The sequence below is a fragment of the Streptococcus sp. 3109 genome (assembly GCF_013276905.1).
Taxonomy (GTDB): Bacteria; Bacillota; Bacilli; order Lactobacillales; family Streptococcaceae; genus Streptococcus.
Window position 1 is genome coordinate 58,770 of the sequence record NZ_VMLY01000017.1, and the last position, 19,389, is coordinate 78,158.

Genomic DNA, 19,389 nt, shown 5'->3' on the forward strand with positions numbered 1-19,389 from the left:
ATTTTATCAAAAGAAGGCTCCTCTGTCGGGATAGATTTTCCATAGGGTAACTTCTGTAGAAGACTATAATACTCTTCGAAAATCTCTTCAAACCACGTCAGCTCTATCTGCAACCTCAAAACAGTGTTTTGAGCAACCTGCGGCTAGCTTCCTAGTTTGATTTTTGATTTTCATTGAGTATAAAAGAAAATTTCTGCTAACAAATAGAAAAAGCCTTCAAAATCGGCTCTTAGCCAACTTTGAAGACCTGATGCATCAGAATCCTTATAATTTAAAGGTTGCTACACCGAGGATAGAACGATTTAAGTTTCTGAGAATTTGAAGACTTTGCTCAAATTTCTTATAACGAGTCACTCCGTACTCTTCAACAAGAAGGACTGTATCTCTTTCCAAAAGCGATGGCACATCTTGTAAATCGACAAAATGCATTCCTTTTAAAGCTTCTTGACTCTGTTTCAATTTATCTAGGATAGCTTTATTTGAGCTAACGATGGTCAATTCCTGTCCAGCGTTTTTGTATGACAAAACATCTGCTAGGTTAGCAATTGTTGTAATCTCTGTTACAAAATCAATTTGATACTGAGAAAAATCACCTGCTCTATTGATTGTTGGGTTAAAGAGATAAACCAATACATTTCCCATCACAACCAAAATCACACAAACCACTCCAATAACAGCTAAACGAAGAATCAGATTTTTCACATTTAAGCCAAGCGCTGTTTCACCATTTGCATTCAATTCTTTAGAGTTGATGGTTTCCAATTTTTCAATTTTTACATTTGCATAGACATGTTTAAATTTCTCAATCAATCCATCAATTTTTCGCTCTAACAAGTCATTGACATCTTTACTTGGTGTCAAAATTTTCACACCAACCCCTGCATCGTCAATCATATAGTAGACGGTCAATTTTTTCCACCAATAGTCATTCGTTGAATTTTTCAAGGTTGTTTCTGTCGTGTCTAATTCACTGGCAATTTTTTTCAACTCACTGGGTTCTACATCATTGAAAAGATAAGCTCCATTCAAATTACCATCAATCAATTTCCCATAAAAATCACTATAACCACCAATTTGATGATTCAAAATCGTTTTAGCTGAATCTTCTGGAGGAGTGATTTTATAACTAAGATAAGTTGAATAACTTGTTGTATCTTTGACAGTGTTTTTATTCCTAACTGCTTTAATTGTAAATGGTACAGCAATGAGAGCAAATAAAGCGATAAGAGCTAAAATATTTACTTTTCGTTTTTTATAAAGATTTGCAAACAAATCAGCTACTGAATAATGTTCAAACATGATTTTTTTCTCCTTTGTTTAGTAGATACTGGTTCTCTTTTGTAAGCATTTTTGCTACAAATATAATCACAAGAACAATTCCCCAGAATTGCATTGTAAATAGATTGAAGAAACTTTCTGAAAAGCTACTTCTTGGCATAAAGAATAGATTATTCAAGATGAGTAAGGACAAGGCAAATAAGATTGTTCTAGAGCGATAGGCTACTTGCAACATGGCTATAAATAGCATACCGAGTAAGAGACTAAGTAGAAAGACTCCTATCATACCATAATCTGTATACAACTCCATGATATAACTACTTCCGATACCATGTCCTTTCAAATATTCCTTGTTCAAAACAAGATAGGACAAATTGTGGGCATAACTATTACTATCAATAGCTAGCTCCACACTATTGGTTGTATGTTCAAAGGCTTTTCCTCCGAAAATAGCCCCCAAGCTTCCCCTTGCAAAATAATCAAGGACAGGACCAAAAGTAAAATTACGGAAATCTCGGTAAGGGAGGCTACTGTTAAATAGAAAACCTCGAGCCAGAACGCCAAAACTGGTTCCTTGTTTATAGATAAAGTCAAGCAGGATATCCCAGAAACCTGTATGGGAAACTTGGACATTATCCCGTACATAATTGAGCACTCCCATCGCTAACATGAGAATAGGAGAACCCACAAAAATCGCTAACTTTTCTTTAAACCCAATCCATTTTCCCTTTTCAGTTTGCTCTCTCATAAAGTAATAAACAAAAGCAAATAAAATACTTAAAATAAAGGGATTTCGTGTCCCGATTGCCAAATGAATAGTATTAGCTGCAATAAAGGAGACAAGCACTGCTGTTGCCTGCAATTTCTTTGGCTTGGTTGCCAGATACATACACATTGCGTAGACCGTAAAGGTAGATAAAATGTAGGTAAAATAAGGCAGTTTACTTTCAAAATTTGCATAGTAGGCATAGTAGGACGTCTGCAAGCGATACAGGAGCCGTTCAAATAACCGAATGAAATAGAAAGGATAGGTGAGAAGAAAAACTCCTAGCGAAACAAAGCGTAACCGCTTGATATAAACCTCTTTTAGAGAACTTCCTATATTTGCTACTTTTATTTTCTTCCTAGCTATGAAGTAACGAGCCAGTACGCCTCCTGTGGTCAAGCCCAGAATCGAAACCATGACGACTATAAAGGCAAAACGATAGGCTATGGGATGATAGGTATCCAAAGCTCCATCCCTAAAGTAATCAATGGTTGGCCTTGATACCAGAAAAACAAAAATGGTTAAATAGAAAATAAAATGGATTAAGTAATACTTGATATCATTCCAACAAGCAATTAAGCTACTAACCAGTAAGAACAATAAAGTAGAAAGCAAGCTAACATTGTTATTATTAAACAGATACACAATTCCACTTACTAGCGTCAAGGCATAACTGACTATGGTCAAACTAAATAATAATCGTTTTCCATCAATCACTTGCTCACCCCCGTTCTAATGTAATTTTTTAGATTTTTCAATATTTTTTAGTAATAAGAATCGGTATAAGGAAATATTTATGAATAGGGCCAAAGCACTAATTCTTCTCCCCTTACGGAAAATTGGATTCCTAGAAATAGCAAGGGCATGGCCTTTTAAAAAACGATGAATCTTGGAATAGGCTTCAAACTGTTTATACTGATCATCTAGCAACATCTTATCCAGAATAAAGAAGTAGGCATAGGCCAATCTGAAAAAAGCAACCTCTTTCAAATCTGGATAGTTTTTCACAACTTCATTGTAAAACTTTTGGTAGATATCAATATAGGCTAAATCCTTCTCTGCATAGGGTTTAGTCGTAATACTATCCCCTCTATGGAAATAGTAATAATAGGGTTTGGTATTAACAACGTACCTCTTAGCCAACTTGATTAAATCAAAATGATAATAGGCATCTTCGTAAATCAATCCCTTTGGAAAGGATAGGGCAGTTGCAATCTCTCTCTTGATTAGCTTATTGCAAATCGTTCCAGGTATTTTTTCACCTATGAGGTATTCCCTCAGAAATTTTTGGGAATCACAGACAAAATAGTCATCCTGATTAGCTGACTGTGGACTTTCATCATTAGCATAGACATTCATGACACCACAGCTCGAAACATCCGCATCTTCTTGAACTAATTGCTCATATAAGTTCTGAATCATTTCTGGATGGATATAATCATCTGAGTCAATAAAAATCAGATAATCCCCGTGAGCCTGCTTCATTCCATCATTTCGTGCTTGCGACAATCCTTCGTTCTTTTTATGAAGCACTGACACCCTGTCATCTTGTTCAGCGATTGAATCACACAAGCGACCACTCTCATCTGTTGCACCATCATCAACAAGAATAATTTCCAGATTTTGATAGGTCTGCTTCTGAATGGAAGCTATCGATTTTTCTAGGTACTGCGCCACATTATAGACTGGCACAATGACACTAATTAATGCAGTTTCCATGCTACTCCTCTAATAGTTTTTCTACTTGTTCGATTTGTTTGGCAATTGTAAATTGTTGAATGAATTGGCTAGCCTCATCGACATCAAAGTTTGAGGCAGAGGTCATGTAGTTCGTAATTGCCTGAGCTGCCTCTTGATTGCTCTCAATGATTTGTCCAAATCTTCCTTCTTGTGATAGTTCCTCAGCCCCTCCAACATCCGTAGAGACAAAAGGGATTCCAAGGCTCAAGGATTCCACATAAACACCAGGAAAACCTTCTTGTTTAGACATAGACAAGAGGACCTTCATCTGAGACAAATATTGATAAGGATTTTTTTGATAACCAAGGAAATGTACATAGTCCTCAAGCTTATACTCTTTGACTCGTTTTTTCAGTTCCTCTTCCATATCACCAGCCCCGATAAAATAGAGATGATAGTTTTTCCCCTCTTGGTGCAATAACCGTATCACTTCCACCACACGGTCAGAACCCTTATTTTCCTCAATCCGTCCGATGGTACAGATACTTTGAGGAGCAATCTCGATATCGATCTTCTCTTGAGATTTTTCTAAAATAGTCTTAAAATCATATCCATTGTAGACTGTCTGTAATTTCGAAGCATAATCTGGATAGACTTCCTTGATAGAATTGCTGGTTTTATTCGAAATTCCTACAATGGTATCCGCAGCATCCAACTGGCGTCTATGTGATTCTCTTTTGGAGCTATCCTTAAGAAATTCTTCGATACTTCCATGAATCCAAGAGATTTTCTTGACTTCTTTTCTTTTAGAGAACAACAGTGGTGGATTCATAATGGTAAAGGAAACTTCAACATCATAGTCATCTTTCACAAGCAAGCGCCGAGTCAGTCTTGGAAAATAAATTCTCATTCTCCACAAAAGAGCTCGTAACCATCTGGCTTGGCGATAATCCTGAAAGGATTTTAAAATGCCTACATGTTTAGGAACTGATTCGTATCCCTTGTCAAAATGCTCCATTTCAAGAATATCAATATCATACTTTTCTGGATCCAGATTTGAAACAATGGTAGATAAAATCTTCTCTGCTCCACCTCCGAGAGAAAAAGACCACATAAAAAATAAGATTTTTTTCTTAGCCACCATATTCTCCCTTGTATTCTGTATAAGACTTATCCATATCAGCGATGACAGCATCATGATGCGGTAGCTGCTTGTCTGCTGGTGGTGGCGTCATATAATCCCCAAAAGCAGTACTGAGATAGGCATCATAACCAACTGGAATAGGCATCTCTGTCCCCTCAAATGGTAGGAAAAGATTGTCTTCAAAGGATGCGATTGGGTACTTGTTTCTCATGTAACCAGGACCTGAGCATAGTTCCGTAATTCCATCGCTCTCAGCCAAATCATACTTGGTCATTTCTTTCTCAGCTTTTTTCCAAATGCGATAACGGAGAGATTTTGGAGTCACACCCAGTAAAATACGGCTTCCCCATTTCATAAGTGCGCCATGCTTTTCTGGAATAGTTTGAGCACAAAAAAGAGAATAAATCAGTGCCCAACGAACCTGTTTTTTCCGCTCAGCTGGATTTTTAGGATAATAATCTAAAGGCAAAACATCCAAAGCCAAACCATGTGGCAAATCCAAATCTTGCTGGTAAGGTTTAATGCAGGTAGTTTCCTTGTCACGAATGGTAATAAAAAGATTACGATCGACAAAATCCTTGTGACTCTTTGACAAGAAATAACGTTCATCTGCATAACGAGGCCATAATTCTGCTAATTTCTCATAATCTTTACGGGGCATAAAAAAGTCTAGGTCGTCGTCCCAAGGAATAAAGCCCTTGTTTCGAAGGGCACCAATAGCACCCCCTCCACAGAGGTAACAAAGCAAATCATGTTCTTTACAAAAGGCCACAAAATATTCAGCCATCTCCAGACTACGAGCCTGAATTGCTTTTAAATCAGTCATATTGTTCATTATTCTTTCTATCGTATCGTTTCATTATACCACAAATAGGGGGTGAAAATCTATTGCAGACTGTAAAAAATCAAAGCCTGACTGCTAGATAAATAGCCTTCAAACTTTGATTCTTCTGTCTTATACTCTTCGAAAATCTCTTCAAACCACGTCAGCTTCACCTTGCCGTAGGTATAGGTAACTGACTTCATCAGTCTTATCTACAATCTCAAAACTGTGTTTTTAGCAGACTGCGGCTAGCTTCCTAGTTTGCACTTTGATTTTCATTGAGTATTATCTTATCTCAAGCCCATTTGAGCGAGCTTGGTTTGATATTTGTTTTGATCGACCAGCAAACCCAAGCCTCCATAAACATCATAGGCATCTACCCAGTCACCAAGTTCTGGAATCGTCAGCTTTTCAATACCATTTTTTGCTCCATCCAAAACAGATAAACCGTTTGTTAGGAGGAAAGTATAGGGTGCATTGGTTGAGGTCATAGCAAAAACCTTTCCAAGAGCTTCAGAACCAGTGAAAAGTTTAGTAGGATCTTTAATTTGCTCTAAAATTGCTGTTAAAACTTGTTGCTGTCTTTTTGTACGGCCGTAATCCGCCTCATCGTCATCACGGAAACGAGCATAATTGAGCAGGGTCGAGCCATTCATCTGCTGTTTTCCGACTTTGATGGTTTGGGTTGGGGACTCAGTCTCAGTAGCGTGTAAATCATCTCCGACTGTAGCTTCTGTTAGTGGACGCCCATTCAATGTTGAAAATTGGGCATCAATCGTCACCCCATCAGGGAAAAGCGTGTCAATCGCTGTTGCAAAGGCCTGAAAATCAACCAAGGCATAGTACTTAATGTCCAAGTCAAAATTATCTTTCAAGACTTGGCGAACCATTTCTGCCCCTTTTTGCCCCTCTTGTTCTCCTAACTCATAGGCTACGTTTAACTTGTTATCCGTCTGTTTTCTACCGTTAATCACTTGACTATAACCATCTATATAGACCAAATTATCACGCATGAAACTGACTAGCTTGATTTTCTTGTCCGAACCTCCGACATTTAAGACCATAATAGAGTCCGTCCGCGTCTCAGCACTATTTTGACCGATTCGACCGTCCGTCCCCATGATCAAAATATTAACTCCATCTCTAGTATCTTGACCATTAAAAACTTGAACCTGTGCTGCCTTAGCATCAGCAGTTTTCTTTGCGCTAGCATCTTGGTAACCACGCAAAAACATGAATACCATGGTCAAAGCCACACAGACTAGAAGAGAGAAAATCACCATAAAAATGCGTTTAAGACGGAGCTTCCGTCTTTTCTTTTTGGGAGGAGCAGAGTGTGCTTGTGATTTGGATTGTGAGCGACTCCGGTTCGCATAGCTTGGTAAGTCAACCTGCTCTTCTCTTTCTTGTTCCAAGCTGGAACTACTATTTACCCTAGCAAGAGTTAGCTTTTCTTGCAAATAGGCAAACTCATTTTTTTCTCTCTCATTGAGATAGTGAATATTTTTTAGCAAATAATCATAACGTAATTTTTCATGATGACTGAGAGGATTTTCTTTACTCATCTTCTCTCCTTTCCATGGTCTGATATTGGATAAATAGGATAGGCACCCAGAACCTTATACTGGATTCCGATGGCTTCTAATTCTTTTTGGGCAAAGTGGACCAGGCCCTTATCAGCATAGTCCACATCGATAATGAAAAAGTATTCTCCCAGTGCTGTCTTGAGTGGACGACTTTCAATTTTTGTTAAGTCAATTCCTCGCCAAGCAAAGGTCGACAGTGCCTTATAAAGTGCACCTGGAAGGTTGTCAGGTAAGGTCAAGGCCAAAGTCATTTTCTCAGTTTGTGCTTGCAAGGGAATGGCTGTACCTTCAGCTCCCAAAACCCAGAAACGTGTGAAATTGGCTTCCATTTCTTGAATATCTTCAGCAATCAGTTCCAAGCCATATTCTTCTGCAGAACTTCTAGGTGCAATGGCTGCATAAGGCTGGTCTGGATGTTCGGAAATAAAACGGGCCGCATAAGCTGTACTAGCTGTCACCTCAATTTGAGCATCTGGATACTGTTCATCAATGAATTTCTTTCCTTGAGCCAAGGCCTGTGGATGAGAAAAAATCTTTTCAATCTTAGTATGGCCTGGAACCACCATCAACTGCTGATGAATGGGATGAACGATTTCTGCCACTGCTTGGATGCGAGCCTGATGAAAAAGGTAGTCCAAGGTTTCATGAACACTACCCTCGATAGAATTTTCAACTGGCACCACAGAATAGTCCACCAAGCCTTGCTCATAGGCCTTGATGACATCTGTAATGTTGGCAAAGGCCTGCAATTCCTCCTGAGGAAAAGCTGTCTGCACAACATGGTGTGAAAATGATCCCTTGGGACCTAGATAAGCAATTTTCATCTCAGTTCCTCTATAATTTCCTCTGGGCTTAACTCGGTCACATCCAAAACCCGACTAGCTACTTCCTCATACCAAGCCTGTCTTTCTTGAAAAACAGCTGCAAGTTCTTCCTTGCTATTATTTAGAAAAAGCGGACGCTGATTGTCCTTAACAGCTGCGATACGTTGGTAGAGGGTTTCAAAATCAGCTTTCAGGTAGATATTATCAGAATTGGTTTTGAGTAAATCACGATTTCGCTGAGAAATGACCACTCCTCCACCAGTTGACACAACTTGGTCTCTTTGTAGTAACTCAGCTAATACTTCTGACTCTACCTGTCGAAAGACCTCTTCGCCCTTTTCAGCGAAAAATTCCGCAATAGACATACCTAAGCGCTTCTCTATCAGAGCATCCATATCGAGATAATCTGGGTCCAAGCCTCTTGCAATAGTCGATTTGCCAGCCCCCATAAATCCTAGTAATACCTTAGCCATGAATCAAGTTCTCCAAATCATCAAAGAAGCTAGGATAGCTGGTATTGATAGCCTCAGCACGGTCAAGCGCCACTTCTCCATCTGCAACCAAGAGGGCTGCAATGGCTGTCATCATTCCGATACGATGGTCTCCAAAAGTATTGACTCTAGCACCGTGAAGAGTTGATTTTCCTTTGATAATCATCCCATCTGCCGTAGGAGTAATATCTGCTCCCATGCTATTTAAGGCGTCTGCCACAACCTGAATACGGTCTGTTTCCTTAACCTTGAGCTCCTCAGCATCTTTGATAACTGTTACACCATGTGCTTGGGTAGCCAGAAGAGCAATAATGGGCAATTCATCAATCAAGCGTGGAATCAAAGCGCCACCAATTTCTATTCCTTTCAAGTCAGAAGATTCAACAATCAAGGTAGCAGATTTAGCGACTGGGTCAATTTCAGTCATTTCCAATTTTCCACCCATGGCACGAATGACATCGATAATACCGGTGCGCGTTTCGTTGATACCCACATTCTTAAGCACCACACGAGAGTTTGGAACAATCAAACCTGCGACCAACCAAAAGGCTGCACTGGAAATATCTCCTGGAACAACCACCTTTTGTCCTGTCAATTTTTGCGGTCCTTGGACTGTGATTTTCTTGCCATCCACACTTAAATGACCACCAAATTGTTGCAACATATCTTCAGTATGATTACGGGTGCACTCTTTTTCGATAATAACAGACTCCCCCTGAGCCTGCAAGGCCGCAAACATCAAAGCTGACTTAACTTGGGCAGAGGCAATCGGCAACTCATATTGAATAGGTCTTAGGGTTTTCGTCCCTTTTAAGTGAAGGGGAGGCAGGTCTCGCTCGGTTTGCCCTGAAATACTAACGCCCATTTTTTTCAGTGGAATCGTCACACGGTCCATAGGACGTTTGGAAAGACTGTCGTCTCCGAACATCTCTACTTCAAAGTCTGCACCAGCAAGAACACCTGAAATCAGGCGAATCGAGGTTCCAGAATTTCCCATATCAAGGGCATTTTGTGGCGCTTTTAAGCCATCCATGCCTACACCTTGAATGGTAATAACCCCATCTTTATCCTCAATTTCAACACCAAGGTCACGAAAAACCTGCATGGTCGAAAGAACGTCTTCACCTCGCAGAATATCATAAACCTTGGTCTCACCCTCAGCCAAACTTCCAAAGATAATGGAACGGTGGCTGATAGACTTGTCACCTGGGACGCGGATACTACCATGTAAATGGTGAATGTTTGTTTTTAGTTTCATACGGGACCTCATACTTGCAATACTTTTACCTATTTTATCATAAAAAGCCAGAAATTCCTTAAAAATTCCTGACTTTAGGATAGTTATTTTCTTATTTTAGTAATTCTGAAACTGGTTCGAAAACAATTTTTTCAATGTCAGAAAGATAAATTGCCAATTGTTGTTGCTTGGTAAAGAATTCTGACAAGAGGCTATTCCCCTGAATCTGTTTACCAAAGCCTTCCATTTTCGCTTGAAAGGAAGCGTCTGGCATTTGACCTGTCTGCGCTAGTCTTTGAATTTCCTCTTGGAAGGCAACGTACTCTGTAAAGATTTTACTTGCCTCAGCATCTACTGAAATCGCATCTTTAGCTGCTTTGACAGCCTTGTATTCTGGCAATTCGCGTAGACCGCGACTGAGTTCGTTTGCACTATCGTAAATATTTGACATGATTTTCTCCTTATTTATTTCTTTTAAAATTACTAATCACTCTGTGGTCTTTATTATTGTGCAATCACTTTTATATGACCTCTTGAATGTCCATTGCTTAATTCCTTATCTGGTATATACTCTATCTTCAAAGTTCCTAAATTAGAACCTGTTTTTATTTCATTTGACATAAGATTATCAAAATAGTTATTTATCTCATCATCAGATAATGATGATTCAATCGATTTAACAATATCATGAAATACTTCTTTCATTCCTGCAACACCAGATTCACTATTTTCATTTGTCTGATTTATTGTTACATTGATTTTATCAGTATCATTTGCATGTAAAAGCTCCAAGTAATATCCGTAGCTTGATGCGAAATATTTTATTTTTATATTTCCTTTTTTGATATTTTCTAATGGGCTATTAGAATTTTGATTATAGCTGTTAATAAAATCATTAATAATCCTATCGTCTACATACTTTGAATTAGTTTTCTCTGAACTTGTTCCTTTCTTGGATGGTTCATTTTTTGTCTCGACACTTGCTTCTGAATTAGTTTTCACATCTTTTTTAACAGCACAAGCACTAAGTAGGATAAAAGAAATAAAGATAATACCAAATATTGATTTAAGTTTTATTTTTGACATGATTTTCTCCTTATTTGATGACGACTGTATAGTCTGTGTTTTCTGTTATGAGGTGCTCGGCTCGTTCTAAATCTTGAGCATTTTTAAATGAAATTTGTAGAATCCCGTGAATGTCCTCACGGTTTTCCTCATTGATGTGGATGTTAACCAAGGAAGTTCCACGTAGCAATTCCAAGATTCGTAAAATAACGTCTTCTTCATCGGGAACATCGACATAGAGGTCGTAAGAGCTGTCCACACCACCACGCTTATGGATTTCCATGGCCTGGCGTTGTTCACGCGCTTGGTTGAAAAAATTCCAGATTCGCTCTTCATCTCCCTTACTGATAGCTTGTCCAACCTCATCTAAACGTTCCTTAAAATCCTCAATCCGCTCTAGGATAGTCTCGCTATTGGACAAGAGAATGGAGGTCCACATACCTGGCTCGCTTTCTGCAATTCGGGTCATATCTCGAAAACCACCAGCCGCAAAGCGCCTGGCCATCTCATGTTCTTGAGCATAGACCGCAGTCTGCTCCATGAGACTAGAAGCCAGAATATGAGGAAAATGGCTAATCTGAGAAGTCACCCGATCATGCTCCTTGGCATCAATCTCGATAAAGCGAGCATGAAGACCTGAAAGTAAATCCCTCATTTCCGCAAGCGTGTCCTGACCTGTCAGACTCGAAGGTGTAAAGATATAATAGGCATTTTCAAAAAGATTGACATCCGCAGAGGCAGCCCCTGTCTTGTGGCTACCAGCCATGGGATGAGCCCCAACAAAGCGAACAGGCTTGCCAGCCAAATACTGTTCCGCCGCATCTACAATAGCTGACTTGGTCGAACCGGCATCTGAAATAATGACGCCTTTTTTCAAGTCCAAGTTGGCCAATTCCTTAATAAAGGAAATGGTTTGTTTGATTGGCAAGCTAAGGATAATGATATCTGCCAAAGGAGCAAAACTGGCAAAATCATCCGTTGCACGGTCAATCATGCCTTCTTTCAAGGCAATATCTCTCGAAGCTTGACTGCGATTATAACCTAAAATTTCATAATCTGGATGATCGCGTTTGATACCTAGGGCCATAGAGGCTCCAATCAATCCAAGACCTGCGATATAGACTGTTTTTGCCATAGGAACTCCTTAATAGTTCTTTGTATAGTCTCGGTGTTTGGCTACCGCTTCTTTTAATTCCTCTATATTATCTGATGAGAATTTTTCAAGGATTTCTTGTGCCAGAACCGTTGCCACAACGGCTTCCATGACCACTCCTGCAGCTGGAAGGGCGGTCGGATCACTTCTTTCAACAGTTGCCTTGTAAGGTTCATGGGTTTCGATATCCACACTCATAAGAGGCTTATAAAGAGTAGGAATGGGCTTCATAACTCCACGAACAACAATGGGTTGCCCATTAGTCATACCACCTTCAAAGCCGCCCAGATTGTTGGTGCGGCGAGTATAACCATCTTCTTTAGACCAGAGAATTTCATCCATGACCTGGCTACCTTTACGGTAACCAGCTTCAAAGCCGAGACCAAATTCCACCCCTTTAAAAGCATTGATAGAAACAACGGCTTGGGCCAATCGCGCATCTAATTTTCTGTCCCATTGGACATAGGAACCAAGACCAACTGGAACACCTCCGACAACTGTCTCGACAACCCCACCGATGGTATCTCCATCACGCTTGATTTGGTCAATGTAGTTCTTGATTTCCTGTTCCCGTTCTTGGTCGACAATAGAAACTTCAGACTGGGCAGCTCTTTCCTTAATCTCAGAAACTGTGAGATTTTCAGGAACATCGATTTCCTTGCCACCAAAGACTACGACATGGTTGGCAATCTCCATATCCAGCTCAGCCAAGAGGCGTTTGGCTACTGCCCCAACTGCCACCCGCATGGTGGTTTCACGAGCAGATGAACGCTCCAAAGAATTTCTTAAATCGTCAAAACGGTACTTGATGCCCCCAACCAAATCGGCATGTCCTGGGCGAGGATGGGTGATTTTTCGTTTGCTTTTAAGGCGGTCTTCAATGTCCTCCGCAGACATGATATCCAGCCACTTCTGATGGTCCTTATTGACGACATCCATGGTAATGGGAGCCCCAGTAGTCTTCCCATGGCGAACGCCTGAAGTAAAGATAACTTGGTCGCTCTCAATCTTCATACGACCACCTCGGCCGTATCCACCCTGACGACGTTTCAAATCCTCATTGATGTCCTCTGCTGTCAAAGGAAGTCCAGCTGGAATTCCCTCAATAATAGCTGTCAGACGGGGACCGTGTGATTCTCCTGCAGTTAAATATCTCATACACTCTCCTTATTTTACCAAGTAGTCTTTCATCTCTTCCAGAGAAACCGGGTGAATAGTCGCTGAACCGAGCTCTGGCACCAAGACCAATTTCAAGGTATTACCACGCGCTTTTTTATCATGAGTAAGAGCTTGATAAAGCTTGTCAACATTCCAGTTTTCATAGTCAACAGGCAAGCCAAATTTCTGACACATATCTGTAATGGACTGGGTGATGCCAGCTGGCATGAGGCCTTTTTTCTCAGCAACCTTGGAAATCTGTACCATTCCCATAGCTACAGCCTCTCCATGCATGACCTTGCCATAACCGGCAGTCGCTTCGATGGCATGGCCAATAGTGTGGCCAAAATTGAGGTAAAGGCGAACACCATTGTCCAACTCATCCTCAACTACCATCTTGCGCTTGACCTGACAAGAATGTTCAATCAAGGTCTCTGCATGTTCCAAAATGCTCTCAACAGAACCATCCAGCTCCGTCAAGAGAGCCCAAAGTTCTGGATCCTCAATCAAGCCATACTTGATAACTTCACCCATTCCTTCAATCAACTCTCTTTTTCCGAGGGTTTCAAGAACAAGTGGGTCAATCAGAACCCCGTCTGGTTGGGCAAAGGTACCCACCATATTTTTAGCAAATGGAGTGTTAACGCCTGTCTTTCCACCGATAGAAGAATCCACCTGGGCTGTCAAGCTAGTCGGTATCTGAACAAAGTGAATGCCCCGCATATAGGTAGAGGCTACAAAACCAGCCAGGTCCCCAACGACACCGCCACCTAGAGCCACGATTCCATCGCTACGAGTCAGCCCCTGCTTGACTAGAAATTCATAGACTTTCTGGACAGTAGTTAAATTCTTTCTTTCTTCCCCTTCTAAAAAGTCAAAAACGGCTACCTGAAAACCAGCATCTTCTAGGCTGAGCTTGACCTTCTCTGCATAAAGAGAAGCTACATGGTTATCTGTTACAATGACTACCTTTTGTGGTTGCCAGAGTTCTCGCAACCATTGACCAGCCTGAGCTAGACAACCTTTTTCAATCTGAATATCATAAGGATGATGAGGAATATCGATTCTGATTTTCATAGGAGAATCTCCTTTTCTTTATTGGTATTTTTCTGTTAAAGACTGCCAAATTTCTTCTGTCGGCATTTCCTTGCCTGTCCACAGTTGAAAAGCTTCTGCAGCTTGATAGAGCAACATTCCCAGACCATTGACGGCTGAATTACCCTGACTTCTGGCCCATTTTAAAAATGGCGTTTCAAAGGGTTGGTAAATAATATCTGCTACCAAGATAGTTTCTGGCAAATTGATGCTTTCAGGAACTGGGGATGATTGACCATCCATGCCCACACTGGTGGCATTAACCAGCAACTCCGACTCGGCAATCCTTGCTTGCAGTTCAGAAACATCTTCTAAAGCATACAAGTCCACCTTAAAGCCTGTTTGCTCCTGTAACTTGTCTAGATAATGTCTTGTTTTTTCCATGGAAACTGAACGAACAAAGATCGAAATCTGACTGACGCCGTCCAAAATAGCTTGTGCCAAGATAGACTTGGCCGCACCACCTGCACCCAGCAGGGTCATCTTCTTACCTGTAATTGTAAAAGAAGGCAAGCTCTTAAAAAATCCCTTGCCATCTGTATTATATCCGATTAAATTGCCATTCTCATTAACAACCGTATTGACCGCACCAATCAAGCGCGCTTCGTCGCTCAGCCCATCCAAATAAGGAATCACCTGCTCCTTATAGGGCATGGACAGGTTGATGCCAAACATCTGGTAGCGGCGAATATTAGCCACTGTTTCTGCCAAGTCACTCGCTTCAATCTCCCAAGCCACATAAACACCATTGGTAGCTGTCGCCTCAAAGGCCCTATTGTGGATGAAAGGAGAAATAGAATGCTTAATAGGATTGGCAACAACGGCAGCTAAACGTGTATAGCCATCAAGCTTCATTCAAAATCTCCCTGATTTTTTTCATGTTAGCTAGGGAAATCTGACCAGGGGCACTGGCTTCATCCAGACTGGCAAAAGACCAACTCGAACCAGTCACACCCGCAGTGATACGAGAAACCTTGCCCACCTTGCCCATAGAAATGGTCACATACTCCTGTTCAGGATTGAGGGTTTTAAAGCCTCGTGTATAGTTCATCAAGTCTAAGACATCCTGCTCCGTGTGAGCCATCACCGCAACCTTAACAAGTTTTGGATTTAGGCTCGTCAACTCTGACAAGATTTCCATCATATTTTCAGGTGTTTCTTGGAAATTATGGTAACTCAAAACAAGATTTGGGAAATCCAGCATTTCTTCAAAAACATCCTTGTAGCTATAGTACTCAAAATCAATATAGTCTGGTTGATAGAGTTGTGCCACTTCCTTGATTAGATGGATATATTCTTCTGGAGAAAGGTCAATTTCTCCCCCTTCAGAGCGAGTTCGCAATGTGAAAACCAACTCACGACCTGCAAATTTTTCAAAAATAGCTGGAGCCACCTGCAAAATCGCTTCCTTAGGCAGATAGTCGGCGCGCCATTCAATGATGTCGGCATCTAGGTACCTCGTGGCATCCAGAGCCTGAGCCTCCTCTAAACTTCTTGGCATTACTGAAACGATTAATTTCATTTACTAACCTTCATACTAATCACCTTGAGGTAATTACTACTTTCATCTTTTTTATTATAGGCAAAATCTGCGGGAAGACCGTATTTATTTAAAATCTGGTAATTTCTTCCTGCAAAGCCTTTATCAATTTGTTCTGTAAATTTCTGGCGGGAAACATTGGCAGCATTGGTGCTGGCAATAATAATACCGCCCGGATTTAAAATCTCAAGACTCTGGGAAATCAACTTGTGATAATCCTTGGCCACAGAGAACGTTTGTTTTTTGTTCCGAGCAAAGCTAGGCGGATCTAGGACAATCACATCATAGGTCAAGTCTTTTCGTTTGGCATACTTGAAATATTCAAAGACATCCATGACCACAAAACGATGGTCGTCTGTGCTGAGCCCATTTGCCTGAAAATGCGCTTGAGACAATTCTCGTGAACGTTTGGCTAGGTCAACAGAAGTTGTCTGGCTAGCTCCTCCCATGGCCGCAGCTACTGAAAAGGCTGCTGTATAAGAAAACATGTTGAGCAAAGATTTGCCCATAGCCAATCCATCAACCAGACTACCGCGAACCTCGTGCTGGTCAAGGAAAATCCCTGTCATCAGGCCATCATTCATAAAGACTTGATACAAGACACCATTTTCCAGAACAGTGAAAAAGTCAGGTGCTTCTTGACCATAAACATGGGCTGATTCATAGTCCAAACCCTTAAAGCGTATCTTCTCATAGGCCCCTAACACCTCAGGAAAAACCTGTCTAAAGGCTTCTGAGATAACCTTGCGAATCTGATAAACATAAGAGTTATACCAAGAAAAGACAGCATAGTCGCCATAAAGGTCCACTGTCAGACCGCCAAAGCCATCTCCCTCTTGGTTGAAGAGACGAAAGGCAGTTGTCAAATCATCTTGATAGTAGGCGCTTCTCTTTTCTTTAGCTTGTCTAAACAGCATTTCAAAGAAAGCTTGATTGAAGGTGATCTTGTCTTTACCGATAAACCAACCCAAGCCCTTGTTTTGCTGAGAAAGGTAGGCAGTCCCAAGAAAGATTCCTTCCTGACTCTGAACTTCTACTTCCTGATCCTTAAGATTGACATTCTCAAGATCACTGGCTTCTAGTAAAACCAGACCTTTGGCGAGCTTCTTTTCAACCCTTTTGCTGACTCTTATTCTATTCATAACTACCATTATATCAAACTTTTAGACAATTCTCAAAAAAGAAACTACCCTTGCTTTTTTACTCTTCTTTTAAAAAATGGTATACTAATACTAATAAAAAATTAGGAAGTAAATGTGTGAAAAGCAATTTTAACAAAATCCAAAAAGCCGTCGGTACCAGACTGGGTTTTGTCCTAACCCTTTTAATCCTATATTGGCTCAAAACCTTATTAGCCTATGCCGTTGACTTTAATTTAGATATTCAAGTGGGCAAGTTGCAGGGAAATTACCTTGCCTTTATCGCCTTTTTCAATCCCCTTCCCTTGGGACTACTCCTGCTGGCTCTAGCCCTCTATGCTCGGTCAACCAAGATTTTTTATGGCCTGAGTATAGCTATTTATAGCCTTTTATTCATTTGGCTTTATTCCAATGTCTTTTACTATCGAGAATTTAGCGACTTTATCACGGCTAATACCATGAAGGTGGTCAGCAAGGTGTCTGTTGGTACTGCGGAACTAGAGTTACTGCGCTTTTGGGATTTCATCTATTTTATGGATTTCCCATTACTGGCTTTCCTTTTCTATAAAAAACTCATCCAGCTGGATAGGAGACCCTTCAAATTCCGCTCCAGTGTTGCTATCACTGCTCTCTCAGCCCTGCTCTTTTCTGCTAATCTTTTCTTGGCAGAGATTGAACGTCCCGATCTCCTATCGCGAGGATTTTCTAATTATTATATTGTTCGTGCCCTTAGTTTGCCAGCCTTTTTAGGTTATAGTGCCAACCAATCCTACAGTGCAAACAAAGAACGTGCTAAGGCCTCTGAGACCGACCTGCAACCCATTACAGATTATATTCAAGAACATTCGGCTAAACCTAATCCAGATTATTTTGGATTAGCCAAAGGGAAAAATGTGATTTATCTCCACTTGGAGAGTTTCCAACAGTTCCTACTTGACTATAAACTCAACCTAGATGGAACTGAGCATGAAGTCACTCCCTTCCTCAACTCCCTCTACCATTCGCAATCAACCCTAGCCTTTTCGAATATCTTTAACCAAGTCAAGGCTGGTAAGACCTCAGATGCAGAAACCATGCTGGAGACTGGTTTGTTTGGACTTGATCAAGGTTCTTTTATGGTTAACTATGGAGGTACCAATACCCAGCAAGCTGCGCCTTTTATCCTATCAAAAAACGGCTATCAATCGAGTGCCGTCTTTCACGGCAATATTGGGACCTTCTGGAACCGAAATACGACCTACAAACAATGGGGCTACCAATACTTCTTTGATGCTTCCTACTTCACCAAGCAAGACAGTAGCAATTCTTTCCAATATGGTTTAAATGATAAAATCATGATGAAAGATTCTATCCAGTATCTGGAGCATTTGCAGCAGCCTTTTTATGCCAAGTATATCACGGTGTCCAATCACTATCCCTATGCTAGCAATCTGACAGGCGATGAGCTTGGTTTCCCACTGGCTAAGACCAAAGATGAAACGATCAATGGCTACTTCCAAACCGCCAACTATCTGGACAGTGCCATCAAAGCCTTCTTTGACTATCTCAAAGAAAGTGGCCTCTATGAAAAATCCATCATCGTCATCTACGGAGACCATTATGGCATTTCCAATTCCCGCAATCCTGAGCTGGCACCCTTGATTGGAAAGACTTCTGAGAACTGGTCGAATTACGACAATGCCATGTTGCAACGAGTGCCTTTTATGGTGGTCATGCCTGGCTATGAAAAAGGACAAATCATCAATACCTACGGTGGACAAATCGATATCTTACCGACTCTCGAACATCTCCTTGGTATTGAGTCCAATTCCTTCCTTCAAGTCGGCCAAGACCTTCTGTCTCCAGACCATCAAGAAACAGTTGCCTTTCGGACTGCCAATTCCTTCGTCACGCCAAAATATACTAGCTATGACGGACGAACCTACTATACTGAGAGCGGTCTTGAAATCAGCAATCTTGATGAACAAACTCAGACTGAACTGGAAAGCATTCGTCAGGCAGCCAGTCAACAGCTGAAAATCAGCGACCAGATTCAAACTGGCGATTTGATCCGTTTCTACCAAGCAGATCATCTTGGAACAGTTGATACTGAAAGTATTTCTTATCTCAATTCTTTACCAATTCTTCAAAAGATTGAGCAGGAAAAAGGTAGTCAATCAACCAGCCTCTTTAGCCAACGACAAGGTAAGACCAGTGCTGACCTTTTCAAGGCACCAAGTTACCAAGAACTCCACCCAGAGTCGGCAGAAACCGAATCAAAATCACAATAAAAAATGCTCTTCCGTCTTGGAGGAGCATTTCTTTTATCAAATAAAATTCAACGAAAATCAATGAAGAAACTAGCCTACTGCTAGATTGTAGGTAGAGAGGTTGTATCAGCAATATATGTCTGTCAAATTTAGTGACGAAG

General features: G+C 40.8%; 19 protein-coding genes. 1 reads left to right on the forward strand and 18 read right to left on the reverse strand.

What is annotated here, in order from left to right; genetic code table 11:
- Positions 1 to 264: 264 nt before the first annotated feature.
- The 18 genes from HT698_RS08545 to HT698_RS08630 form a co-directional block, all read right to left on the reverse strand.
- The gene (locus tag HT698_RS08545; RefSeq protein WP_173219108.1) at positions 265 to 1,299 is read right to left on the reverse strand and encodes a prephenate dehydratase; all 1,035 of its coding nucleotides are present in this window, start codon (positions 1,297 to 1,299) and stop codon (positions 265 to 267) included.
- A complete protein-coding gene (locus HT698_RS08550; RefSeq protein WP_173219111.1) occupies positions 1,292 to 2,761 on the reverse strand; it encodes an O-antigen polysaccharide polymerase Wzy family protein in 1,470 nt (489 codons plus the stop codon). The genes HT698_RS08545 and HT698_RS08550 overlap by 8 nt, the downstream gene beginning before the upstream one ends.
- 15 nt (positions 2,762 to 2,776) lie before the next feature.
- A complete protein-coding gene (locus tag HT698_RS08555) occupies positions 2,777 to 3,763 on the reverse strand; it encodes a glycosyltransferase family 2 protein (RefSeq protein ID WP_173219114.1) in 987 nt (328 codons plus the stop codon).
- Position 3,764: 1 nt separating this feature from the next.
- On the reverse strand, positions 3,765 to 4,868 hold the full coding sequence (locus tag HT698_RS08560) for a glycosyltransferase (protein WP_173219117.1): 1,104 nt from the start codon (positions 4,866 to 4,868) through the stop codon (positions 3,765 to 3,767).
- Positions 4,858 to 5,703: a phosphorylcholine transferase LicD gene (locus tag HT698_RS08565; protein WP_173219120.1), complete on the reverse strand. Its 846-nt coding sequence runs from the start codon at positions 5,701 to 5,703 to the stop codon at positions 4,858 to 4,860. The genes HT698_RS08560 and HT698_RS08565 overlap by 11 nt, the downstream gene beginning before the upstream one ends.
- A gap of 50 nt (positions 5,704 to 5,753) precedes the next feature.
- Entirely contained in the window at positions 5,754 to 5,894 is a 141-nt protein-coding gene (locus HT698_RS08570) for a hypothetical protein (RefSeq protein ID WP_173219174.1), read from the reverse strand.
- Between the two features lie 87 nt (positions 5,895 to 5,981).
- On the reverse strand, positions 5,982 to 7,256 hold the full coding sequence (gene psr, locus HT698_RS08575; protein WP_173219123.1) for a polyisoprenyl-teichoic acid--peptidoglycan teichoic acid transferase Psr: 1,275 nt from the start codon (positions 7,254 to 7,256) through the stop codon (positions 5,982 to 5,984).
- Positions 7,253 to 8,101, reverse strand: a complete 849-nt coding sequence (gene pheA / locus HT698_RS08580) for a prephenate dehydratase (RefSeq protein WP_173219126.1) — start codon at positions 8,099 to 8,101, stop codon at positions 7,253 to 7,255. The genes psr and pheA overlap by 4 nt, the downstream gene beginning before the upstream one ends.
- Entirely contained in the window at positions 8,098 to 8,574 is a 477-nt protein-coding gene (locus tag HT698_RS08585) for a shikimate kinase (protein ID WP_173219129.1), read from the reverse strand. Before HT698_RS08585 ends, pheA begins: the two co-directional genes overlap by 4 nt.
- On the reverse strand, positions 8,567 to 9,850 hold the full coding sequence (gene aroA, locus HT698_RS08590) for a 3-phosphoshikimate 1-carboxyvinyltransferase (protein WP_173219132.1): 1,284 nt from the start codon (positions 9,848 to 9,850) through the stop codon (positions 8,567 to 8,569). Before aroA ends, HT698_RS08585 begins: the two co-directional genes overlap by 8 nt.
- A gap of 91 nt (positions 9,851 to 9,941) precedes the next feature.
- Positions 9,942 to 10,280: a YlbF/YmcA family competence regulator gene (locus HT698_RS08595; RefSeq protein ID WP_077805308.1), complete on the reverse strand. Its 339-nt coding sequence runs from the start codon at positions 10,278 to 10,280 to the stop codon at positions 9,942 to 9,944.
- 53 nt (positions 10,281 to 10,333) lie between these two features.
- Complete coding sequence (locus HT698_RS08600; protein WP_173219135.1) at positions 10,334 to 10,915, reverse strand: hypothetical protein; 582 nt, start codon at positions 10,913 to 10,915, stop codon at positions 10,334 to 10,336.
- A gap of 10 nt (positions 10,916 to 10,925) precedes the next feature.
- The gene (locus HT698_RS08605; protein ID WP_173219138.1) at positions 10,926 to 12,029 is read right to left on the reverse strand and encodes a prephenate dehydrogenase; all 1,104 of its coding nucleotides are present in this window, start codon (positions 12,027 to 12,029) and stop codon (positions 10,926 to 10,928) included.
- A 9-nt stretch (positions 12,030 to 12,038) separates the two neighbouring features.
- Positions 12,039 to 13,205, reverse strand: a complete 1,167-nt coding sequence (aroC, locus tag HT698_RS08610; protein WP_173219141.1) for a chorismate synthase — start codon at positions 13,203 to 13,205, stop codon at positions 12,039 to 12,041.
- A 9-nt stretch (positions 13,206 to 13,214) separates the two neighbouring features.
- A complete protein-coding gene (gene aroB, locus HT698_RS08615) occupies positions 13,215 to 14,282 on the reverse strand; it encodes a 3-dehydroquinate synthase (RefSeq protein ID WP_173219144.1) in 1,068 nt (355 codons plus the stop codon).
- Between the two features lie 18 nt (positions 14,283 to 14,300).
- Positions 14,301 to 15,155: a shikimate dehydrogenase gene (locus HT698_RS08620; RefSeq protein ID WP_173219147.1), complete on the reverse strand. Its 855-nt coding sequence runs from the start codon at positions 15,153 to 15,155 to the stop codon at positions 14,301 to 14,303.
- On the reverse strand, positions 15,145 to 15,822 hold the full coding sequence (gene aroD / locus HT698_RS08625) for a type I 3-dehydroquinate dehydratase (protein ID WP_173219151.1): 678 nt from the start codon (positions 15,820 to 15,822) through the stop codon (positions 15,145 to 15,147). Before aroD ends, HT698_RS08620 begins: the two co-directional genes overlap by 11 nt.
- On the reverse strand, positions 15,819 to 16,982 hold the full coding sequence (locus HT698_RS08630; protein ID WP_173219154.1) for a class I SAM-dependent rRNA methyltransferase: 1,164 nt from the start codon (positions 16,980 to 16,982) through the stop codon (positions 15,819 to 15,821). The genes aroD and HT698_RS08630 overlap by 4 nt, the downstream gene beginning before the upstream one ends.
- A 116-nt stretch (positions 16,983 to 17,098) precedes the next feature.
- Between HT698_RS08630 and HT698_RS08635 the strand changes: the two genes are divergently transcribed.
- Positions 17,099 to 19,249, forward strand: coding sequence for a sulfatase-like hydrolase/transferase (locus HT698_RS08635; protein ID WP_173219157.1), 2,151 nt, complete (start codon positions 17,099 to 17,101; stop codon positions 19,247 to 19,249).
- The last annotated feature ends 140 nt before the right edge of the window (positions 19,250 to 19,389 follow it).

What these genes read in the sequence shown, in the direction of transcription:
- HT698_RS08545 (WP_173219108.1), bottom strand. Translation starts at nt 1,299, where the DNA reads ATGTTTGAACATTATTCAGTAGCTGATTTGTTTGCAAATCTTTATAAA.
- HT698_RS08555 (WP_173219114.1), bottom strand. Translation starts at nt 3,763, where the DNA reads ATGGAAACTGCATTAATTAGTGTCATTGTGCCAGTCTATAATGTGGCG.
- HT698_RS08560 (WP_173219117.1), bottom strand. Translation starts at nt 4,868, where the DNA reads ATGGTGGCTAAGAAAAAAATCTTATTTTTTATGTGGTCTTTTTCTCTC.
- HT698_RS08565 (WP_173219120.1), bottom strand. Translation starts at nt 5,703, where the DNA reads ATGAACAATATGACTGATTTAAAAGCAATTCAGGCTCGTAGTCTGGAG.
- HT698_RS08570 (WP_173219174.1), bottom strand. Translation starts at nt 5,894, where the DNA reads ATGAAGTCAGTTACCTATACCTACGGCAAGGTGAAGCTGACGTGGTTT.
- psr (WP_173219123.1), bottom strand. Translation starts at nt 7,256, where the DNA reads ATGAGTAAAGAAAATCCTCTCAGTCATCATGAAAAATTACGTTATGAT.
- pheA (WP_173219126.1), bottom strand. Translation starts at nt 8,101, where the DNA reads ATGAAAATTGCTTATCTAGGTCCCAAGGGATCATTTTCACACCATGTT.
- HT698_RS08585 (WP_173219129.1), bottom strand. Translation starts at nt 8,574, where the DNA reads ATGGCTAAGGTATTACTAGGATTTATGGGGGCTGGCAAATCGACTATT.
- aroA (WP_173219132.1), bottom strand. Translation starts at nt 9,850, where the DNA reads ATGAAACTAAAAACAAACATTCACCATTTACATGGTAGTATCCGCGTC.
- HT698_RS08595 (WP_077805308.1), bottom strand. Translation starts at nt 10,280, where the DNA reads ATGTCAAATATTTACGATAGTGCAAACGAACTCAGTCGCGGTCTACGC.
- HT698_RS08600 (WP_173219135.1), bottom strand. Translation starts at nt 10,915, where the DNA reads ATGTCAAAAATAAAACTTAAATCAATATTTGGTATTATCTTTATTTCT.
- HT698_RS08605 (WP_173219138.1), bottom strand. Translation starts at nt 12,029, where the DNA reads ATGGCAAAAACAGTCTATATCGCAGGTCTTGGATTGATTGGAGCCTCT.
- aroC (WP_173219141.1), bottom strand. Translation starts at nt 13,205, where the DNA reads ATGAGATATTTAACTGCAGGAGAATCACACGGTCCCCGTCTGACAGCT.
- aroB (WP_173219144.1), bottom strand. Translation starts at nt 14,282, where the DNA reads ATGAAAATCAGAATCGATATTCCTCATCATCCTTATGATATTCAGATT.
- HT698_RS08620 (WP_173219147.1), bottom strand. Translation starts at nt 15,155, where the DNA reads ATGAAGCTTGATGGCTATACACGTTTAGCTGCCGTTGTTGCCAATCCT.
- aroD (WP_173219151.1), bottom strand. Translation starts at nt 15,822, where the DNA reads ATGAAATTAATCGTTTCAGTAATGCCAAGAAGTTTAGAGGAGGCTCAG.
- HT698_RS08630 (WP_173219154.1), bottom strand. Translation starts at nt 16,982, where the DNA reads ATGAATAGAATAAGAGTCAGCAAAAGGGTTGAAAAGAAGCTCGCCAAA.